Raw genomic sequence first — 16,777 nt, forward strand, 5'->3', positions numbered from 1 at the left:
GAAAGGGAATGAGTGGAGAATGGCCATCGTGTCCGAACCCACAGCATCGCAGAAGATCGAACTGACCGACGAGGAGATCTTCGCCGGCCACGTCGGGGGAAAGCTGTCCGTGGAGTTGACGACCTCGCTGAACACTCAGCGGGATCTGTCGATCGCCTACACCCCGGGGGTGGCGCAGGTTTCCCGCGCCATCGCTGCCGACGAGACCCTCGCCGACCGCTACACCTGGGCCAGCCGGCTGGTGGTCGTCGTCAGTGATGGTTCCGCGGTGCTCGGCCTCGGGGACATCGGGCCCCGTGCCTCGCTGCCGGTGATGGAGGGCAAGTCGGCCCTGTTCAAGAATTTCGCCGGGTTGAACTCGATCCCGCTGGTCCTGGACACGAAGGACCCGGACGAGATCGTCGAGACCCTGATCAGGCTGCGCCCGAGCTTCGGTGCCGTCAACCTCGAGGACATCTCCGCGCCGCGCTGCTTCGAGATCGAACGGCGCGTCATCGAGGCGCTGGACTGCCCGGTGATGCACGACGACCAGCACGGCACCGCGATCGTGGTCCTCGCCGCATTGAAGGGTGCGGTGAAGGTCCAGGGCCGGGAGTTGTCCGGCCTGCGGGTCGTCATCTCCGGTGCGGGCGCCGCGGGTGTGGCGTGCGCGAACATTCTGCTCGCCGCGGGCATCGCGGACGTGACGGTGCTGGATTCGAAGGGCATCGTCTCGGCCGACCGCGGTGACCTGAACGAGGTCAAGACGGATCTGGCCGCGCGCACGAACCCGGCCGGCCGCCGCGGCGGTATCGCCCGGGCCCTGGACGGGGCGGATGTGTTCCTCGGGGTGTCCGCTGGGACCGTGCCGGAGGAGTTGATCGCGACGATGGCGGAGGGTTCGATCGTGTTCGCGTTGTCGAACCCGGACCCGGAGATCCATCCCGACATTGCCCGCAGGCATGCGGCGATCGTCGCGACCGGGCGGTCGGATTTCCCGAATCAGATCAACAATGTGCTGGCCTTCCCCGGTGTGTTCCGGGGTGCGCTCGATGCCGGTGCCCGGCGGATCACCGAGGGCATGAAGCTCGCCGCCGCCGAGGCGATCCTCTCGGTTGTCGGTGACGAGGTGGCTGTGGACAGGATCGTTCCCAGCCCGCTCGATCCTCGCGTCGCACCGGCTGTCGCGGAGGCAGTCGCCGCCGCTGCGCGATAGGCGCTTCGCGCCCGTGCGTGGTTAAGGAGTCTCTGCACTCGTCAACCACGCACGGGCGGCGGAGCCGCGATCTTCCCGCGGTCGCCTTCCGGGACTTCTATCCCCGGTTCGAATTGGGCCCAGGAAGGCAGCAGGTTTGTTACTCGCGGGTAGCGGTGCTCGAACAAGTCGTCGGCGATGTCGCAACGTAACCTGATACTCGTCGCGATCCGATAACTGCACGCAAAACCTGTGAATTTAACCGAACTGACGCGGGAGAACAACAAACAAATGAGCGCCCATAAGCCGCCGACCATCATCTACACGTTGACCGACGAGGCGCCGCTGCTCGCGACCCACGCCTTCCTGCCGATCGTGCGGACCTTCGCCGGTGCCGCGGGCATCGAGGTCGACTCCAGCGACATCTCGGTGGCGTCGAGGATCCTGGCCGAGTTCCCGGAGAACCTCACCGAAGAGCAGCGCGTCCCCGACAACCTCGCCGAGCTGGGCCGCCTGACGCAGCTGCCCGAGACGAACATCATCAAACTGCCCAACATCAGCGCGTCCGTGCCGCAACTCCTGGCCGCCATCAAGGAACTGCAGGGCAAGGGCTACAAGATTCCCGACTTCCCGGACGACCCCAAGTCCGACGAGGAGCGCGACATCCGGCAGCGCTACGGCAAGATCCTCGGCAGTGCGGTCAACCCGGTCCTGCGTGAGGGCAACTCCGACCGTCGCGCACCCCGGGCGGTCAAGCAGTACGCCCGCAAGCACCCGCACAGCATGGACGAGTGGTCGATGGCCTCGCGGAGCCACGTCGCACACATGCGCCACGGCGACTTCTACCACTCCGAGAAGTCGGTGACGCTGGACCGGCCGCGCAAGGTCCGGATGGAGCTGGTCACGAAGGCCGGCGAGACGATCGTCCTCAAGCCCGAGGTGGACTTGGGCGAGGGCGACATCATGGACAGCATGTTCATGAGCAAGAAGGCGTTGCTCGACTTCTACGAGGAGCAGATGGAGGACGCGCGCAAGACGGGCGTCATGTTCTCGCTCCACGTCAAGGCAACGATGATGAAGGTTTCGCACCCCATCGTCTTCGGCCACGCGGTGAAGACGTTCTACAAGGATGCTTTCGCCAAGCATCAGGCGCTGTTCGACGAACTGGGCGTCAACGTCAACAACGGCCTCGGTGACCTGTACGACAAGATCGAGTCGCTGCCCAGTACGCAGCGCGAGGAGATCATCCAGGACCTGCACGACTGCCACGAGCACCGTCCCGAGTTGGCCATGGTCGACTCCGCCCGCGGCATCTCGAACTTCCATTCGCCCAGCGATGTGATCGTGGACGCCTCGATGCCCGCGATGATCCGCTCGGGCGGCAAGATGTACGGCGCGGACGGACGGCCCAAGGACGCCAAGGCCGTGATGCCGGAGTCCACGTTCGCGCGCATCTACCAGGAGATCATCAACTTCTGTAAGACCAACGGCGCATTCGACCCGACGACCATGGGTACGGTCCCCAACGTCGGACTCATGGCGCAGAAGGCCGAGGAGTACGGCTCGCACGACAAGACCTTCGAGATTCCGGAGGAGGGCGACGCCAACTTCGTGGACGTCGAGACCGGTGAGGTGCTGCTCACCCAGCACGTCGAGGCCGGCGACATCTGGCGCATGTGCACCGTCAAGGACGCACCGATCCGCGACTGGGTCAAGCTCGCGGTCACCCGGGCACGCAACTCCGGCATGCCGGTCCTGTTCTGGCTCGACCCGTACCGCCCGCACGAGAACGAACTGATCAAGAAGGTCAACCTGTACCTGAAGGATCACGACACCGAGGGCCTCGACATCCAGATCATGTCCCAGGTGCGCTCGATGCGGTACACGCTGGAACGCCTGATCCGAGGGTTGGACACCATCGCCGCGACCGGCAACATCCTGCGCGACTACCTCACCGACCTGTTCCCGATCCTGGAACTCGGCACCAGCGCGAAGATGCTGTCCATCGTGCCGCTGATGGCCGGTGGCGGCATGTACGAGACGGGTGCCGGCGGCTCGGCGCCCAAGCACGTCAAGCAGCTGGTGGAGGAGAACCACCTGCGCTGGGATTCGCTCGGTGAGTTCCTGGCCTTGGCCGTCAGCCTGGAGGAACTCGGCACCAAGACCGACAACGAGCGCGCGAAGATCCTCGCCAAGACGCTCGATGCGGCCACCGGCAAGCTGCTGGACGAGAACAAGAGCCCGTCCCGTAAGACCGGCGAGCTCGACAACCGGGGCAGCCAGTTCTACCTCGCGAAGTACTGGGCGCACGAACTTGCCGCGCAAAGCGACGACAAGGAACTGGCGGAACGCTTCACAACGCTCACCCAGGCACTGGACGAGAACGAAGACACCATCGTGCGGGAACTCATCGAGGTGCAGGGCAGCGCGGTCGACATCGGCGGCTACTACAAGCTGGACGACGACAAGACCGCCGCTGTGATGCGTCCGAGCGCGACGTTGAACAGCGCGCTGGAGGCCGCGCAAAGCTGAGCCTGAACCACGACACCCCCGGGTCGGACCCGGGGGTGTCGTGGTTTCCGGAGTTTCTCCCGTACAACGCATTTCAGTGTCGACCGCCGCGGTCGAGTACTGGGTCAGCTGGGCGGGGCCTGCCGTGATGGTGGTGGCATGCGGCCTGATGACGGTGCCGTGGCGCACGGTCCGGCAGTTCGCTCTGCCGTTGGTGTGCGCGTTCGTGCCGATGGCTGCGTTGGTGGTGTGGTTCTTCATCGGGATGGAGTTGTTCTTCACCCCGGACTGACTGTGTTGCAGCGCTTTTGGGGAACAGCAGTGTTCGATGGTGCTTACTCGGATTGTTCGAGGGCGTCGACGTGTGCGGTGACGAATACGGTCAGCTGCCGAAGATTTTGCCCAGATCACTCGCGTCGGGGATGGCGACGGCGGGTGGCGCGGCGGCAACGCTCGGCACGATGACGACCGAGGACGCTTGCTCCACGGTGTAGGCGGGCATCGGGAACTGGACCAGGAATTGCTCGACGCCGGGGTAGTCGGACACCCACAGCGCAGGGTCCGTGTCGCTGCGAGAACAAGAGGCCAGTGCGACATAGGAGCCGTCGGGGACGTCGAGTACCGACTGTGTGGTCGTCCCGGGTGGTATGTCGTCTTGCTGGTAGAGGGATTGTCCGGGGCCGACGACTTCGGCAATCGGTGGGAGCACGCCGTCGGGGGCGAGGGCGAGCGAGGTCGTGCAGCCGATGGTGGTACCGGTGTTGTTGGTGATCGTGTTGGTGACGGTCGATCCGTCGACGCCGAAGGCGTAGGTGACGTCGGTGGCCTCGGCGGCAGATGCCGGCGCAGCGGCGATGGCCAGGGGGATGGTCGCTGCGGCGAGGAGGGTGGATCGGGCGATCGTGCGCATCCTGGTGTCCTGTTCGTCGGGGCGTGTCGTCCTCTGTGAATGGTGCAGCAAAAAGCGACCGATCGGAATGGTTTCGGTGAATTGCCGTCGGGTCGCGACACCACGGTTCTTTCGAAGGATTCGAAAGCTGTTACGATTGTTTCGATACGGAAGGGGTTCGGTCATGGGTGCGCAGGCGCTGGATCAGCACACATATCTTCCGAAGACAGCGCAGGGTGCGAGGTTGGCGGCGGTGGTCAGCTTTCTCGACGCGCACGAGCGGCGCCGCGGCGATCGCGTCGAGCCACGGTATCTGCTGGTCGGTGCGAACGAGGATGATCAGGTCGAGTTACCGGCGGAGGTGCACGCGGCACTAAAGCAGGTCGTGGCCGCGTTGCAGGCCGGTCGCGCGGTGACGGTGGCGCCGAGGGCGACGATGCTGACGACGCAGCAGGCCGCGGATCTGCTTGGGGTGAGTAGGCCGACAGTGCGTCGGTTGATCGACGTGGGCGAGTTGCCTGCGGAGAAGGTCGGCACGCGGCACCGACTGCTGCTGCGTGATGTGCTCGAGTACCAGCAGCAGCGCCGCGCCCGGCAGTACGAGGCGCTGGCGCAGACCGCGGTCCAGATCGACGACGAGGACGATCCTGCGGAGGTTGCGGAGCAGTTGAAGATCGCGCGGAAAGCAGTCGCGGAGCGCCGCCGCGCGGGTCGTTCCGCAGTGGCGGGTGATCGGTAGCCTGCCGGGTGTTCGCGGCGGTCTTGGATACGTGTGTCCTCTGGCCGAGTCTGCAGCGGGACTTTCTGCTGTCGATGGCAGTCGAGGGCCTGTATCGGCCGTTGTGGTCCGAGGTGATTCTCGACGAACTCGAGTTTCATGAGGCGGCCAAGCTGGAACGGCGTGGGCACTCCCCGGCGGCGGCGTGCGCGGCCAGTTCCCGGCTCGTCGGCACCATGCGTGAGCATTTCGGCGATGCCCTGGTGACCGGTTGGGAGCCGCTTGACGGCACATTCTTGCTGCCGGACCCCGATGATGAGCACGTCCTGGCGGCCGCCGTGGTCGGCGGTGCCGGGGTCATCGTCACCCTCAATCGGAAAGACTTTCCACCCGAACGGGTTCCGGGGCACATTCAGGTGGTGTCGCCGGCCGAGTTTGCTGCCGATGCGGTGTCGGTATCGCCGGCAGCGGCGGCCCGGTCGGTGGACATGCTCGCGACGCGTCTCGCGCGGCCGCCGATGTCCTTCGACGAGGTCCTCGAGCAGTTGGTGGTTCGATACGGCTTGAACGACGCTGTAGCGCTGCTCCGCGATCGAGGGTGATCGATCGGGCAGTGCCCAATCGTCATTCCGGTTTCGCTACGCGGTCGAAGTGGGTGTGCGCTCCGGCCGCCCGACGCTGGCGAGTGCTCCGCGCAGTACGGATTCGTAGATCGAGTCCAAATCCAATTCGTCGCCGAGGAAGTCGGTGTTCACCAGCATCACGAAGCCGTGCATGGCGGCGAAGACGCTGACGGCGGCGTCGAGGGTGTCTTCGGGTGGCAGTCCGCACGACGCCAGCATCGTGCGGAGTGCCGTGTTGGCGTCGAGTGCGGCGGAGATGAAGGCGTCCCGGTCGACGGGGCTGGTGGTGAGTGTCTGGTACCGGTGCGGATGCGCGGTCGCCCAGGCGCGGTGCGCGTCGACGAGGGCGCGGAGGCCGTCGGGACCGGTTCGGCCCATGGCGATCTCGCGCAGGTGCGCGCCGAGTTCTGTCATGGTGCGCACCTGAACGGCGCCGCGGATGTCGTCGAGGTTGTGGACGTGGTTGTACAGCGAGGCGGTGACGACGTTCAGCCGCGCCGAGAGGCTCGTCATCGACAGTTGCTCCCAGCCGAGTTCGTCGATGATCTCGATCGCGGCATCGATGACCTTGTCGCGGGTGAGGGTGCGACGTCGGATCGGTGCGTTCTGTCCTTTCGCCATGACCTCAGCATACGGTCTTCCATTCTAAATGAAAGTGTGTAGTTTAAGACGCATCCCATTCGTTTATCGGATCGAGGAGCAGTGAATGACCGCATCTCGGATTGATCTGAAATCCCCCGACGTCTACACCGAGGGAGTGCCCTACGCGTTCTTCGACCACCTGCGGGCGAGCGAACCCGTCTACTGGCAACCCGAGGAGAACGGCACCGGATTCTGGGCGGTGACCAGGCACGCCGACGTCGTCGCCGTGTCCCGCGACAGCACGACGTTCTCGTCTGCGGTGGGCACCACCCAGATCGACGACTTCGACGAGCAGACCCGCGCGAAGCAGGCCGCCATGCTCGTCAACCTCGACCCGCCCGACCACACCCGGTTGCGGCACCTGGTCAGTCGCGGATTCACCCCGCGCGCGGTGAAGGTGCTCGAGGGCCACATCCGCGACATCTGCACCCGGATCGTCGACCGACTGCTCGAGGCGCGTGACGTCGACTTCGTCCCCGAGGCGGCGGCGCCACTTCCGCTCGAGGTCATCGCGGCACTGCTGGGCGCACCGCCCGGGGACGTCGACAGGCTGTACGACTGGTCCAACCGGATGATCGGCTTCGACGATCCCGAGTACGGCACCACCCAGGCCGACGGGGAGATGGCCGCGGCCGAGATCTTCCTGTACGCGAACGAGCTTGCTGCACAACGCCGCATCGAGCCGCGGGACGACATCGTCACCACACTCGTGCAGCCGGACGAGAACGGCGACACGCTCACCGAGATGGAATTCAACATGTTCTTCGTCCTGCTCGTGGTGGCGGGGAACGAGACGACGCGCAACGCGACCGCCGGTGGGATGCAGGCGTTCATCGACCATCCCGATCAGTGGCGGCGACTGCAGTCGGAGCCCGAACTGGCCGCGAGCGCGGTGGAAGAGATCCTGCGGTGGGTGACCCCGGTGATGGATTTCCGGCGCACCGCCACCCGGGACGCGTACATCGGCGACCAGTTGGTCCGGGCCGGCGACAAGGTCGTGATCTACTACCCGAGCGCGAACCGGGACGAGGCGGTATTCGACGAACCGTACCGGTTCGACATCGGCCGGAGTCCCAACCCGCAGATCGCGTTCGGCGGTAGCGGGGCGCACTTCTGTCTCGGCGCGCACCTGGCGCGGCTCGAACTGAGGACTCTGTTCGAGACCCTCGCCGCGCGGATCGACCGTGTGGAACCCACCGGGCCGGTGTCCCGGCTGCGGTCGAACTTTATCAGCGGGATCAAGACGATGCCCGTGCGGATTCATCCGCGCAGTCCGGTGTGAGACCCCGATTTTCGTTGCCAGCCACCGGAAACTGTAGTAGCGTCCAGACACGTGTCCAGTAGTATGAATTTCGAGTCCACCCGCCGCCGTCTCACCGAGAAGCAGGCCGACACCGTCGACCGCCTCACCAGGGCGGCCGTCGAAGTACTGCGTGAAGAGGGCTTCGCCGGGCTCACCGTCCGTTCGGTGGCCGGGATCGCCGGCGTCGCGCCCGCGACGGCGTACACGTACTTCTCGTCGAAGGAGCACCTCGTCGCCGAGGTCTTCTGGCGGCGGCTCGCCGCCTCACCGCAGCCGGCGGACGACGGACTCGACCGCACCGGACGCGTCGTCGCCGTGCTCCGCCACATCGCCCTGCTGGTGGCGGACGAACCCGAACTCGCCGGAGCCGTCACCAACGCGCTACTCGGCCGCGACCCCGACGTGGAGCACCTCCGCGCCCGCATCGGGCTGGAGATCCGCGACCGCCTCGCCACCGCACTGGGTGACGGCCACGACCCCGACGTCCTCGAGGCGCTGGAGCTGCTGTACGCCGGCGGCCTGGTCCGCGCGGGAATGGGATACGGGTCCTACGCCCAGTTCGCCGATCGACTCGAAACTTCCGCCAAGCTGATTCTGGAGTAGATGCCATGACCGCAGCCTCGATGCCCGGGGTGTCACACAATCCGGTAATGTTCAATCCGTACGACTATGGCTTCCATGAAGATCCGTACGTCACGTATCGAAGACTGCGGGAAGAAGCACCGGCCTACTACAACGAGGAACTCGACTTCTGGGCGTTGTCACGGCACGCGGACGTCGTCGCGGCGTTCCGGGACAACCAGCGCCTGTCGAGCGCGAACGGGGTGTCGCTCGACCCGGCCGCCTACGGTCCGCACGCCCACAAGACGATGTCCTTTCTCGCGCTGGATGATCCGCGGCACATGCGGATGCGCCAGCTGGTGTCGCGTGGGTTCACTCCGAGGAGGGTGAACGAACTCGAGGGGCGAATTCTGGACCTGACCCGCCGGTACCTCGACCCGGCGCTCGACGCGGGCGAGTTCGACTGGATCGCCGAGTTCGCCGGCAAACTCCCGATGGACGTGATCTCGGAGTTGATGGGGGTGCCCGAGGCCGACCGCGGCGAACTCCGGCGGCTCGCCGATCTGGTGGTGCATCGCGAGGAGGGCGTCCTCGACGTGCCGCACGCCGCAATGGAGGCGTCGCTCCATCTCGTCGGCTACTACGCCGACATGCTGGCGGAGCGGCGCAGGAAGCCGACCGAGGACCTCACGTCCGCCCTGCTCGAGGCGGAGATCGACGGCGACCGGCTCACCGACGACGAGATCATCGCGTTCATGTTCCTGATGGTGGTGGCGGGCAACGAGACCACCACCAAACTTCTCGGCAACGCGCTCTTCTGGGGGTTCCGCTACCCGGACGAGGTCAGGCACGTGTTCGACGACGTGAGCCGCGTGCCCGACTGGGTGGAGGAGACGCTGCGCTTCGACACATCCAGCCAGATGGTCGCGCGGACGGCGGCCGTCGACCTGGACTTCCACGACCGCACGATCCCCGCCGGCGACAAGGTACTCATCCTCATCGGCTCCGCGAACCGCGACTCGGCGGTATTCGAGGACGCCGACGAATACCGGATCGGCCGGGACACGTCCAACAAGCTCGCGAGCTTCGGCGGTGGCACCCACTTCTGCCTCGGCGCCCACATGGCCCGGCTCGAAGCGCGGATCGCGCTCACCGAACTCGTTTCCCGCATAGACGATTACGACGTCGACGAGGCGAACAGCGTGCGGGTCCACTCGACAAACGTGCGCGGTTTCGCCACCCTCCCACTGAAAGTGCAGGTCCGCGATGCCTAGGTTCGAACCCAATCCGCAGCGCCGTCCGTCGATCGTCGCCGGGGCGTCGTCGGGAATCGGCACGGCGACGGCCTACGCGCTCGCCGAGGCCGGCCACCCCGTCGCGCTCGGGGCCCGCCGGGTGGCCGAGTGCGAGGAGATCGCGGAGAAGATCCGCAGCAACGGGGGAGAAGCGTTCGCGCACTTCCTCGACGTCACCGACACCGCGTCGGTCGACGACTTCGTCACCGCCGCGGAGAACGCGCTGGGCCCCATCGAGATCGCGTTGTCGGGGGCCGGTGACCTGGAGTTCTCCGTCGCACACGAGATGGACCCGGAGCAGTTCCTGAACCAGGTCAACGTCCATCTCGTCGGGGCGCAACGTCTCGCGCACCGCATACTTCCCGGCATGATCGAACGCCGCCGCGGAGACTTCGTCCTCATCGGATCCGATTGCGCCGACTCGCCCCGGCCCCGGATGGGGGCCTACAACGCGGCGAAGGCCGGTGTCGAGATGATGGGCCGGCAGATGCGCATGGAACTGGAAGGCACCGGTGTCCGGGCGTCCGTCGTACGGCCGGGGCCCACCCAGACGTCGATGGGGATGAACACCACCGAGGAGGTCATCGGACCCGTCCTCGAAGACTGGGCGAAATGGGGATTTGCCCGGCACTCGTACTTCCTGCGCGCCTCCGCGATCGCGGACGCCGTCGTCGCCGCCGTCGGCGCACCCCGCGGCGCGCACCTGGTGCTGATCGAGGTGCAGCCCGAGGCGCCCCTGCGAAAGGACGGAGAATGAATCCGGCCAGCCCGCAACGTGTGTCCGGTGGAGAGCACGAGCACGGACATCTCGAGGAATTGCGCACCGACCCCATCGCGCTGATGCGCCGCGTCCGGGAAGAATGCGGAAACGTCGGCGTCTTCCAGCTCGCCGACAAGAAGGTGGTGCTGCTGTCGGGCGCCGAGGCCAACGAATTCTTCTTCCGCTCCACCGACGAGGATCTCGACCAGCAGGCCGCCTATCCGTTCATGAAGCCGATCTTCGGTGAGGGGGTCGTGTTCGACGCAAGCCCCGAGCGCCGCAAGGAGATGCTGCACAACCAGGCGCTGCGCGGTGAGCAGATGAAGGGGCACGCCGCGACGATCGCCCACGAGGTCGACCGGATGGTGGCGCAGTGGGGCGACGAGGGCGAGATCGACCTCCTCGAATTCTTCGCGGAGCTGACCATCTACACGTCCTCGGCCTGTCTGATCGGCACGAAGTTCCGGGAACAGCTCGACGGCAGGTTCGCGCACCTGTACCACGAACTCGAGCAGGGCACCGACCCCATCGCCTACGTCGACGCGTACGCCGACATCGAGAGCTTCCGCAGGCGGGACGAGGCGCGGGTGCAGTTGGTGGCCCTCGTCCAGGACATCATGACCGGGCGCATCCAGAATCCTCCGCAGGGCAAGGAGGACCGGGACATGCTCGACGTGCTCGTCTCGATCAAGGACGAGGACGGAAACGAGCGCTTCACCGCCGACGAGATCACCGGCATGTTCATCTCGATGATGTTCGCCGGGCACCACACCACGTCCGGCACCGCGGCCTGGACGCTGATCGAACTGCTGCGGCACCCGGACTACGCCAAGCAGGTGGTCGCGGAACTCGACGACCTGTATTCGGACGGCTCCGACATCAGTTTCGGAGCGCTCCGGCAGATCCCGAAACTCGAAGCGGTACTGAAGGAGACGCTGCGGCTGCACCCGCCGCTCATCATCCTGCTGCGTGTCGCGCGGGGCGAGTTCGAGGTCGGCGGCTACCGGATCGCCGAGAACGATCTGGTGGCGGCGACCCCGGCCATCTCCAACCGGATCGCGGAGGACTTTCCGAACCCGGACACATTCGACCCGGAGCGGTATATCGACCCCAACCAGGAAGACATCGTCAACCGCTGGACGTGGATCCCGTTCGGCGCAGGCAGGCACCGCTGCGTCGGGGCGGCGTTCGCCCTGATGCAACTGAAGGCGATCTTCTCGATCCTCCTGCAGGACTGGGAGTTCGAGATGGCGCAACCGTCCGAGACCTACCGCAACGATCACAGCAAGATGGTGGTGCAACTGCAGCAGCCGTGCACCGTCAGGTACCGGAAGCGAAGCACGTGATGAAAGTCGAAGCCGACCTCGACCTGTGTCAGGGCCACGCCGTGTGCGAGATGGAGGCACCCGACGTCTTCGCCGTCCCCAAGCACGGCAAGGTCGAGATCCTCGACAGCGACCCACCCGAGAACCTGCGCGCGGAGGTCGAGAGCGCCGTGCGTTTCTGCCCGACCCAGGCCCTGCGGATCCTCGCGGACACCGACTCAGAAGGAGAATCCTGATGGCCCCTTTCGACCGCGCCGAACTCGACGAGATGGTGCAGCGCTGGGTGGACGAGAACAAGCGCTGCGAGTCGCTCGGCGACTGGAAGCCGCTGGCCGAGATGTACACCGAGGACGCCACGTACGGATGGAACTACGGGCCGAAGGACGACTTCATGGCCGTCGGCCGGGACGAGATCCGTGATCTCGCGCTCGGGCAGGAGATGGACGGGCTCGAGGGCTGGCAGTACCCGTATCAGCAGTTCGTCATCGACGACCGCAGCGGCGACGTCATCGGATTCTGGAAGCAGGTGTCCGAACGCACCCGCGACGACGGCACGCACTATCAGGTCACCGGGATCGGTGGCAGCTGGTTCCGGTACGGCGGGAACTTCCAATGGTCCTGGCAGCGTGACTTCTTCGACTTCGGCAACGTCTCGAGCCTGTTCCTCGAGATGATCACGAACAACGCGATGTCCGACGGCATGAACGCGCGGATCCAGCGCGCGACGTCGGGTCGGCTGCCGGGGTGGTATCCGGTTGGGAAGGCCCCGGTCCCGCTGTGGTGAGCACGGTGAAGGTTCCGGCGTCGTTCGCGGATCTGTCACGCGAGGATCTGGCGATCCTCGTGCCGGAACTGCTGCTGTGCGGTCACCTCATCGACCGCTCCGGGATGCCGCACCTCATCGGGGCGTTCGGTCGTGAGGGCATGACGCAGGTGGCGATCGAGGAGTGGATGGCGTCGAGCCCGATCTACGCGCGGCGGATGCAGCGCGCGCTGGGGTTCGAGGGCGACGGCGTCGTCACGATCTTCAAGGGCCTGCAACTCGACATCGGTGCGCCGCCCCAGTTCATGGATTTCCGGTACCGCGTCACCGATCACGACCACGGCGAGTTCTGGCTGGATCACTGCGGGGCGCTGATGGACGTCGAACCGATGGGCGTCGAGTACGTCACGGCGATGTGTCACGACATCGAGGACCCGACGTTCGACGCCACCGCCCTGGCCACCAACCCGCACGCGCAGGTGCGTCCCGTGCACCGTCCGCCGCGACGGCCCGCGGACCGGACACCGCACTGCCTCTGGACGGTCACCATCGACGACGCACATGTGCCGCCCCCGATTCCGGACGGGCTGGTGACGGTGGGGAAGTCGCGGGCGGCGACGGTCGAGTTGTCGCCGATCGACACCGGCGGTCCGGGACTGCATGACTACGCGGGCGCGCTCCTCGCCGATCTGCGGTTCCCGGATTTCTCCCATTCGGCGCTGACCCGGATCGCGGAGGAGGTGTGTGTGCAGCAGCACCTGCTGACCCTCGGTTTCCTGCTCGCGGTACGGGCACGTGCCGATGGCGACGGCGCGCTCGACATCGCTCGCAAGCAACTCACCGGCATCGCCGGCCTCACGTCGGAGCGGATCCGGAACGCGCTGGGGCTGCCCGCGGATCTGGAGGGCCTGGCCGTCGTCCTCTCCGTGCACCCGGCGCTCAATCCCCGTCAGTACGTGGACGTCACGATCTCCCTCGACCACCGACTGCTGCTGACCCTCGGCCGCGAGTGCGGAGCGTCGGTCGACGGGGCGTGGCCGTCCATGATCGACGGCGAGCATCTCGCGCCGTTGACCGCCCTGGTGCGCGGGGTGTCGCCGAAGTTCGCCGTGCAGGTGGTCGAGGAGACGGACACGGCGCTGACGGTGGAGGTCGTGACCGGTGAACCGCCCGCGAAGGAGGCGCCCGAGGTCGCGCTCACGCGGTTCAGCACCGGGGCCGATTTCGCCTTCACCGATCGAGGGATTCCCCTTCCGCTCACCGTCGTCTGAGAGGACACTCCCCGTGGCCTACAACCTGGCAGATCTGTTCGAGCACTCCGTCGACGTGATGCCGGAGCGGGTGGCGCTGATCTGTGGCGCTCGCCGCGTCACCTACCGGGAACTGGAGGACCGCGCCAACCGGCTGGCCCACCATTTCCTGGACGCGGGACTGACCGCCGGTTCGCACATCGGCGTGCACCTGCACAACTCCATCGAGACCATGGAGACGCTGCTGGCGACGTACAAGATTCGCGCGGTTCCGGTGAACATCAACTACCGCTACACCAGCGACGAACTCGCCTACGTGTACGGCAACGCTGAACTCGACGCCGTCGTCCACCACCGCATCTACTCGCCGCGTATCGCGGAGGTGCTGCCGTCGCTGCCGAGGATCCGGCACACCGTCGTCGTCGAGGACGATCTCGGCGGCGCCGGTGTGCCCAGCGGCTCGCTTCCGTACGAGGAGGCGCTGTCCGGCAGCGGCGACCGCGACTTCGGTGAACGCAGTTCCGAAGACCTGTTCATCATGTACACCGGCGGCACAACCGGACGCCCCAAGGGTGTGGTGTGGACGCACGAGGCCATCTGGCGCGTCCTCGCCGGCGGCCTCGACTTCTACACCGGCGAGGCGATCGACGACGAGTACCAGCAGTCGCGGGTCGGGTCGCAGGGGGAGCCGACCCTGTGGTTCGCGTTGCCGCCGCTGATCCACGCCGCCGCGATGATGCCGACGTTCACCGCGCTGTTCAGCGGAAACACGGTGCTGCTGGAATCGAAATTCGACGCCGACCGGACGTGGGAACTCGTCGAGCGACACCGGGTGCAGATCCTCATCATCACCGGCGACGCGATGGGGCGGCCGCTGATCGAGTCCCTCGACCCGGCCCGGACCGACACGTCGAGTCTCGGCGTGGTCGCGTCGGGAGCCGCGCTGTTCTCCCCGGTGATCAAGGACGCGTTCCTCGAGGTGTTCCCGGGGCTGCTGGTGTCCGATTCGATCGGCGCGTCCGAGACCGGTTTCGGGGGAATCGGTTTCGCCACCAAGGGGGAGACGCAGGTGGGTGGTCCCCGGGTCCCGGCGGGGCGGTACGCGCTGGTGATCGACGACGCCGGTCGTCCCGTCGAACCGGGCTCCGGGGTCGACGGCTGGTTCGCCAAGGGCGGATACGTTCCGCAGGGGTACTACAACGACCCGGAGAAGACCCGGGAAATCTTCCGTGAGGTCGACGGACGATCGGTGGTCGTCACGGGTGACCGTGCGCGGATCGAGGCCGACGGGTCGATCACCCTGCTCGGTCGCGGCAACATGGTGATCAACACCGGCGGCGAGAAGGTGTTCGCCGAAGAGGTGGAGAGCGCGGTGAAGGCGTACCGCGACGTCTACGACGCCATCGTCGTCGGCGTCCCCGACGAACGGTGGGGGCACCGGGTGTCCGCGGTCGTGCAGGCGCGCGACGGCCGGGGCGTCGACTTCGCCGGCCTCGAGCAGCACGTGCGGCAGAGCCTGGCCGGCTACAAGATTCCGCGGCTGGTGTGGGTGGAGGACGCCGTCCAGCGCACACCGAGCGGCAAACCCGACTACCGCTGGGCCCAGGGCGTCACCAAGCAGCGCGACCCCGACCACCGCACGTGAGCGGCGAAGTGTGCTCGCGCACGCTTCGCCACTCACGTACGAGTCAGGCGGGAGCGCGGACGACCAGGACCGTTCCCGGGAATTCGGCGGCGAGTTCCTGACGGCTGTGCTTCACGGCTGCGGTGCCGTAACCCTTCTTCCGGGCGTCGGGGGAGATCCAGATCGCGACGTCGACCTCGCGTCCCGACAACTCGCCGAACACCATGCCGACGGCCGTGTTCTCCTCGGTGTCCTCACACACGAACCACGCGGCGGACTCGTCGTCGACGCGGCTCAGGCCCTCCGTACGCTCCTTCTCGACCCGCTCCTCGGACCACTGCGTGCCCGCGTCGTCGACCTGTTCGACGCAGCGGCGCCGGAACAGGGCGGCGTCCTCGTCGGTCTGGGTGAACGGGCGGAGGCGGAAGTTGCGGCCCGTGCTCGCCGGACGGTCCGTCGACGTCCACTCCAGGGTGGCGTCGAGGTCCTTCAGTTCCGACTGGATGCGGCGCCGCTCGACCTTGGTGAGGCGACGGAACGTCAGGTTGAGGACGGCTTCCGCGTACGCCTCGGTCGTCTCGAGGAGTCCGGCGACGGTGGTGAGGGCCTCGGCATGGTCCTCACTGTCGACGATGGCGTCGAGAACCTCGTGCCGCTGCTCCAGTGCGCGCAGCAGGACCGCGGTGAGCTCTCGACGGTCGTGTATCCGATCTTGAACCTGTGTACTCATCTGCATTCCTCGCCCTCGGCCGTCGTACAAGTCCGTACGCGTCAATACTGCAAGATGTCCTCCGACATGGCACGCGTTACCCGACGGTACATACAGTGCTATCGGGGCGTGCAGACGACGACGGGGATCGTGCGGTCCGTCCAGGCCTGGTAGTTGTCGAAGTCCGTGTACATGTCGACGAGCCGCGGCCACAGCCGTGCGCGTTCCCCGGGGTCTGCGGTATGGGCGGTCATCGGCCGGACCCGCGACTTCACCTGGACCGTCACCTGCGGGTTCGCGCGCAGGTTCAGGTACCACATCGGGTGCTTCGGGAGGCCGCCCTGCGACGCGACGAGGACGATGCGGTCACCGTCCTCGAGGAACAGCAGCGGGCTGATCCGGGGCTCGCCGCTCTTGCGGCCGGTGGTGGTGAGCAGGCAGACGGGCAACCCGCGGGGGAAGGCGCTGCCCACGCGCCACTTGCCGCCCAGTCGCCCGCCCGTCCGCCGGTACAGCACGACGTTGATCTTCGATATCCACTTGATGAAGGACGCCGTCCACTGCGAGTCGAGGCCGGCCGGTCGAGCGGAGCGAGGGGAATCTGGCTCGGGTCGAGCGGGCGCATTCATC

The 16,777-nt window shown here is 66.5% G+C and carries 18 protein-coding genes; 14 read left to right on the forward strand and 4 right to left on the reverse strand.

The genetic code is table 11. The features are described 5' to 3' along the window. The first annotated feature begins 19 nt into the window (after nt 1–19). The 3 genes from ACFU5V_RS02050 to ACFU5V_RS02060 all read left to right on the forward strand — a co-directional run bounded on the left by ACFU5V_RS02050 (nt 20) and on the right by ACFU5V_RS02060 (nt 3,977). Nucleotides 20–1,195 (forward strand): NADP-dependent malic enzyme, encoded by a 1,176-nt coding sequence (locus ACFU5V_RS02050; protein WP_378696442.1) that lies wholly within the window; start codon nt 20–22, stop codon nt 1,193–1,195. 270 nt (nt 1,196–1,465) lie between these two features. Then, complete coding sequence (locus tag ACFU5V_RS02055) at nt 1,466–3,706, forward strand: NADP-dependent isocitrate dehydrogenase (protein ID WP_378696444.1); 2,241 nt, start codon at nt 1,466–1,468, stop codon at nt 3,704–3,706. A 76-nt stretch (nt 3,707–3,782) separates the two neighbouring features. After that, nucleotides 3,783–3,977: a hypothetical protein gene (locus ACFU5V_RS02060; protein WP_378696446.1), complete on the forward strand. Its 195-nt coding sequence runs from the start codon at nt 3,783–3,785 to the stop codon at nt 3,975–3,977. A gap of 90 nt (nt 3,978–4,067) precedes the next feature. Here ACFU5V_RS02060 and ACFU5V_RS02065 read toward each other — a convergent pair whose 3' ends face one another. After that, nucleotides 4,068–4,595, reverse strand: coding sequence for a hypothetical protein (locus ACFU5V_RS02065; protein WP_378696448.1), 528 nt, complete (start codon nt 4,593–4,595; stop codon nt 4,068–4,070). Nucleotides 4,596–4,758: 163 nt separating this feature from the next. Between ACFU5V_RS02065 and ACFU5V_RS02070 the strand changes: the two genes are divergently transcribed. Continuing rightward, nucleotides 4,759–5,313: a helix-turn-helix domain-containing protein gene (locus tag ACFU5V_RS02070; RefSeq protein WP_378696450.1), complete on the forward strand. Its 555-nt coding sequence runs from the start codon at nt 4,759–4,761 to the stop codon at nt 5,311–5,313. Nucleotides 5,314–5,321: 8 nt separating this feature from the next. Next, nucleotides 5,322–5,894: a PIN domain-containing protein gene (locus ACFU5V_RS02075; protein ID WP_378696452.1), complete on the forward strand. Its 573-nt coding sequence runs from the start codon at nt 5,322–5,324 to the stop codon at nt 5,892–5,894. 36 nt (nt 5,895–5,930) lie between these two features. Here ACFU5V_RS02075 and ACFU5V_RS02080 read toward each other — a convergent pair whose 3' ends face one another. Further along, a complete protein-coding gene (locus ACFU5V_RS02080; RefSeq protein ID WP_378696454.1) occupies nt 5,931–6,536 on the reverse strand; it encodes a TetR/AcrR family transcriptional regulator in 606 nt (201 codons plus the stop codon). A gap of 85 nt (nt 6,537–6,621) precedes the next feature. On the opposite strand from ACFU5V_RS02080, the gene ACFU5V_RS02085 reads away from it, so the two are divergent. The 9 genes from ACFU5V_RS02085 to ACFU5V_RS02125 all read left to right on the forward strand — a co-directional run bounded on the left by ACFU5V_RS02085 (nt 6,622) and on the right by ACFU5V_RS02125 (nt 15,459). Beyond that, on the forward strand, nt 6,622–7,839 hold the full coding sequence (locus ACFU5V_RS02085; protein WP_378696456.1) for a cytochrome P450: 1,218 nt from the start codon (nt 6,622–6,624) through the stop codon (nt 7,837–7,839). Nucleotides 7,840–7,902: 63 nt separating this feature from the next. After that, the gene (locus tag ACFU5V_RS02090) at nt 7,903–8,463 is read left to right on the forward strand and encodes a TetR/AcrR family transcriptional regulator (RefSeq protein WP_378696743.1); all 561 of its coding nucleotides are present in this window, start codon (nt 7,903–7,905) and stop codon (nt 8,461–8,463) included. A 5-nt stretch (nt 8,464–8,468) separates the two neighbouring features. Continuing rightward, nucleotides 8,469–9,695, forward strand: coding sequence for a cytochrome P450 (locus ACFU5V_RS02095; protein ID WP_378696458.1), 1,227 nt, complete (start codon nt 8,469–8,471; stop codon nt 9,693–9,695). Further along, the gene (locus ACFU5V_RS02100) at nt 9,688–10,473 is read left to right on the forward strand and encodes an SDR family oxidoreductase (RefSeq protein ID WP_378696460.1); all 786 of its coding nucleotides are present in this window, start codon (nt 9,688–9,690) and stop codon (nt 10,471–10,473) included. The genes ACFU5V_RS02095 and ACFU5V_RS02100 overlap by 8 nt, the downstream gene beginning before the upstream one ends. Next, entirely contained in the window at nt 10,470–11,822 is a 1,353-nt protein-coding gene (locus ACFU5V_RS02105) for a cytochrome P450 (RefSeq protein ID WP_378696462.1), read from the forward strand. Before ACFU5V_RS02100 ends, ACFU5V_RS02105 begins: the two co-directional genes overlap by 4 nt. Beyond that, complete coding sequence (locus ACFU5V_RS02110) at nt 11,822–12,037, forward strand: ferredoxin (protein WP_378696464.1); 216 nt, start codon at nt 11,822–11,824, stop codon at nt 12,035–12,037. The genes ACFU5V_RS02105 and ACFU5V_RS02110 overlap by 1 nt, the downstream gene beginning before the upstream one ends. Continuing rightward, the gene (locus ACFU5V_RS02115) at nt 12,037–12,585 is read left to right on the forward strand and encodes a nuclear transport factor 2 family protein (RefSeq protein WP_378696466.1); all 549 of its coding nucleotides are present in this window, start codon (nt 12,037–12,039) and stop codon (nt 12,583–12,585) included. The genes ACFU5V_RS02110 and ACFU5V_RS02115 overlap by 1 nt, the downstream gene beginning before the upstream one ends. Further along, a complete protein-coding gene (locus ACFU5V_RS02120) occupies nt 12,579–13,835 on the forward strand; it encodes a hypothetical protein (protein WP_378696467.1) in 1,257 nt (418 codons plus the stop codon). Before ACFU5V_RS02115 ends, ACFU5V_RS02120 begins: the two co-directional genes overlap by 7 nt. Nucleotides 13,836–13,848: 13 nt before the next feature. Beyond that, the gene (locus tag ACFU5V_RS02125) at nt 13,849–15,459 is read left to right on the forward strand and encodes an acyl-CoA synthetase (protein WP_378696468.1); all 1,611 of its coding nucleotides are present in this window, start codon (nt 13,849–13,851) and stop codon (nt 15,457–15,459) included. A gap of 43 nt (nt 15,460–15,502) precedes the next feature. Here the strand turns inward: ACFU5V_RS02125 and ACFU5V_RS02130 are convergent, their stop codons facing one another. Beyond that, a complete protein-coding gene (locus ACFU5V_RS02130; RefSeq protein ID WP_378432486.1) occupies nt 15,503–16,168 on the reverse strand; it encodes a GNAT family N-acetyltransferase in 666 nt (221 codons plus the stop codon). Between the two features lie 98 nt (nt 16,169–16,266). Further along, nucleotides 16,267–16,776, reverse strand: coding sequence for a nitroreductase family deazaflavin-dependent oxidoreductase (locus ACFU5V_RS02135; RefSeq protein ID WP_378696469.1), 510 nt, complete (start codon nt 16,774–16,776; stop codon nt 16,267–16,269). Nucleotide 16,777: the final 1 nt, after the last annotated feature.

Origin of the sequence: Rhodococcus sp. NPDC057529, from assembly GCF_042802055.1 — a bacterium.
GTDB lineage: Bacteria > Actinomycetota > Actinomycetes > Mycobacteriales > Mycobacteriaceae > Rhodococcus_F.

Bases quoted from the DNA above. Each gene is read 5' to 3' on its own strand.
- ACFU5V_RS02050 (WP_378696442.1), top strand. From the start codon at position 20: ATGGCCATCGTGTCCGAACCCACAGCATCGCAGAAGATCGAACTGACC.
- ACFU5V_RS02055 (WP_378696444.1), top strand. From the start codon at position 1,466: ATGAGCGCCCATAAGCCGCCGACCATCATCTACACGTTGACCGACGAG.
- ACFU5V_RS02065 (WP_378696448.1), bottom strand. From the start codon at position 4,595: ATGCGCACGATCGCCCGATCCACCCTCCTCGCCGCAGCGACCATCCCC.
- ACFU5V_RS02070 (WP_378696450.1), top strand. From the start codon at position 4,759: ATGGGTGCGCAGGCGCTGGATCAGCACACATATCTTCCGAAGACAGCG.
- ACFU5V_RS02080 (WP_378696454.1), bottom strand. From the start codon at position 6,536: ATGGCGAAAGGACAGAACGCACCGATCCGACGTCGCACCCTCACCCGC.
- ACFU5V_RS02085 (WP_378696456.1), top strand. From the start codon at position 6,622: ATGACCGCATCTCGGATTGATCTGAAATCCCCCGACGTCTACACCGAG.
- ACFU5V_RS02090 (WP_378696743.1), top strand. From the start codon at position 7,903: ATGAATTTCGAGTCCACCCGCCGCCGTCTCACCGAGAAGCAGGCCGAC.
- ACFU5V_RS02095 (WP_378696458.1), top strand. From the start codon at position 8,469: ATGACCGCAGCCTCGATGCCCGGGGTGTCACACAATCCGGTAATGTTC.
- ACFU5V_RS02100 (WP_378696460.1), top strand. From the start codon at position 9,688: ATGCCTAGGTTCGAACCCAATCCGCAGCGCCGTCCGTCGATCGTCGCC.
- ACFU5V_RS02105 (WP_378696462.1), top strand. From the start codon at position 10,470: ATGAATCCGGCCAGCCCGCAACGTGTGTCCGGTGGAGAGCACGAGCAC.
- ACFU5V_RS02110 (WP_378696464.1), top strand. From the start codon at position 11,822: ATGAAAGTCGAAGCCGACCTCGACCTGTGTCAGGGCCACGCCGTGTGC.
- ACFU5V_RS02115 (WP_378696466.1), top strand. From the start codon at position 12,037: ATGGCCCCTTTCGACCGCGCCGAACTCGACGAGATGGTGCAGCGCTGG.
- ACFU5V_RS02130 (WP_378432486.1), bottom strand. From the start codon at position 16,168: ATGAGTACACAGGTTCAAGATCGGATACACGACCGTCGAGAGCTCACC.
- ACFU5V_RS02135 (WP_378696469.1), bottom strand. From the start codon at position 16,776: ATGAATGCGCCCGCTCGACCCGAGCCAGATTCCCCTCGCTCCGCTCGA.